We start from the raw sequence: 2,453 nt of genomic DNA, 5'->3' as shown, positions 1-2,453 counted from the left end.
GCCCGGCGGGCCGAGCGGGCCGGAACCGCAGGACCGGCAGAGCCTGCGGGAGCCCGGCCGGCAAGCGCCTCGAGGTCCTGGCGGACGGCCCCTGGCCCGCACGACGCGCCGCCCCGGACAGGAAGAGCACTGAATGACTGAGCACACGCAGCCCGCCAGGGGCCACCAGGAGGACCGGTACGGGACGCCCGACGACCTTGGCGGTCGGGGCGCTCCGGGATGCCTGGACGGTCGGGGCGCTCCGGCAGGTCCGGGAGGCCTGCGGGGTCAGGGCGGCCTGGACAACCAGGGCACCATCGACGGTTCTGGCGGCCGGGGAGGCCTGGGCAACCCGGCCGGCCCGGCAGGCCCGGCAGGCCCGAGCGCTCCCAGTGCCGATGCCCGGCCGTCAGGCCCGGCAGGTTCGGCAGACCTGGAAGGTCAGGGCAGGCCAGATAACCGGGGCACCTTGGACGCTCCGGGCGACCAGGGAGACCTGGACGGCCCGGCTGGCGCGGCTAACCCAGGCACTCCGGGGGCCGCTGCCCGGCCGGCGAGTCCGGCCGCCCCCCAGGGGCCGGACCAGCGGTGGGACGCGCTCGTCATCGGCGGTGGGATCGCGGGGCTGACGGCCGCCTGGGACCTGGTGCGCGCCGGGCTGCGGCCGCTGCTCATTGAGGCGCGCGGCTACACCGGCGGGCTCGTCGCCGCCGGGAGAATCGGCGGGGCGCGGGTGGACCTGGGCGCTGAGGGCTTCATCGTGCGCGGCCAGGCGGCCACCTCGATGCTCGCCGAGCTGGGGCTGCGCGCCGCCGCCCCGCACGGCCGACCCCGGCTCTTCCTGCCGCCCCTCGCGTCGGGCACCGGCGCAGGCTCGTCCCAGTGGGGGCTGCACCGGTTCCCTGACCACGCCTACCTGGGGATCCCGGCGGACCCGCTGGCGGCCGACGTCGTCGCCATCATCGGGGAGGGGGCCGCGCGCCGGGCCGCGCAGGACGCCGACCTTCCCGGTGCGGTGGGCACCGGCCCTGAGGATCCGGCCGACCTGGCCTCCTTCGTGACCGCGCGCATGGGGGCCGGCGTCCTGGAGCGCCTCGTGAGGCCCATTGTCGCGGGCATCCACTCGGCGGATCCGGCGGACCTGGCGGCCGACGTCGTCATGCCCGGGTTGCGGCGGGCCACGGCGGAGCTGAGCTCCCTGAGTGCCGCTGTGGCGGCAGTGCTGGAGCGGCGTCGGACCCGGAAGGACGGGGCGGGCGGCCGGAGCGTGGACGCGGCCGTCGAGGGCGGGTTGTTCCGGCTCACCGACGCGCTGCGCGAGGCCATCGAGGCCGGCGGCGGGAGCGTGCGCACCCGCACCGGTGCCCAGTGGCTGCGGCCCGGCGGCGTCGGGGAGGTCGGGGAGTGTGCAGGCGGACAGGCGCCGGTTGCCTGGCGGGTGGGGATCGCCCCGACGCGCCGGGGGCCGACGCCGTCGGACGAGCCGGTCCCCGATGGCGCGCAGGAGGTTGTGGCCACCGACCGCGTCGTCGTAGCCTGCTCGGCGGGGGCCGCGCTGCGCCTGCTGCGGGGGATTCCTGGCCTGCCCGCGAGCGCGACGGACCTGACCGTGCCGGTGGGGGCGCCGATCGCCCGCTTCACGCTGGTGGCGCGGGCGCCGGAGCTCAGTGGTGAGCCGGTGGGCTCGGGGCTGCTCGTGGCACCCGCCGACCCCGCTGAGCCCGCTGAGCCCGTGGAACTTGCCGGCCCCACTGCGTCGTCGTCGGCCGGCGTCGAGACCTCTGGCCTGGTCTCTGACGGGACGGTTCCCGGCGGGGGGTCTGCGAGCCCGGTCGCCTGCCCGGTGCGAGCCAAGGCGCTGTCGCACCTGAGTGCCAAGTGGCCGTGGGTCGGCGCCGAGCTGCGGGCGCTGCACGGCCCGGACGTCCACGCGCTGCGCCTGTCCTACGGTCGGCCCGGCCGGCCGCGCCCGCAGGTGGATCTGCAGGTGGCGCTCGATGACGTGGCGGCCCTGACCGGGGTGAGGATCGAGCCGGAGGCGGTGATTGACCACATGCTGGTGCGCTGGGACGGGACGCTGCCGCCGGTGACGCCCGCCTACCGGGAGCGCACGAGGCGCCTGGAGGAGGAGCTGGCGTCGGTGATGGGGCTGGAGGTCACCGGGGCGTGGGTGGCCGGGACCGGGATCGCGGCCGTCGTCGGGCACGCCCGCGCCGCGGCCGGGCGCCTGGTGGACTCCCGTGGCCGGTGAAGCGCCGTGCCGGAACGGGGGTGGACGGCGCGTTCGTATATTAGGTCGCGAGTTCGTACCTCCAAGGTACGAAGGCGAGCCCTACGGTACGAACGCGACGATGGAGAACCGCGCACGAAGAGGGGATGCATGACCACGACGGGGACGGACTCCCGGCGGCTTCGGCTGGGCACGCGCGGCTCGCGCCTGGCGCTGGCCCAGTCCGGGCAGGTCGCCGAGGCGC

1 protein-coding gene is annotated in these 2,453 nt (G+C 76.8%); it reads left to right on the top strand.

Going from position 1 to position 2,453, the window contains the following annotated elements; all coding sequences use genetic code 11:
- Positions 1–133 precede the first annotated feature (133 nt).
- On the top strand, positions 134–2,230 hold the full coding sequence (locus RIV14_RS13505; protein ID WP_256699393.1) for a protoporphyrinogen/coproporphyrinogen oxidase: 2,097 nt from the start codon (positions 134–136) through the stop codon (positions 2,228–2,230).
- The last annotated feature ends 223 nt before the right edge of the window (positions 2,231–2,453 follow it).

Origin of the sequence: Actinomyces acetigenes (genome assembly GCF_031296635.1) — a bacterium.
Lineage (GTDB): Bacteria > Actinomycetota > Actinomycetes > Actinomycetales > Actinomycetaceae > Actinomyces > Actinomyces acetigenes.
This window is presented reverse-complemented; position numbering and strand designations above follow the sequence as displayed.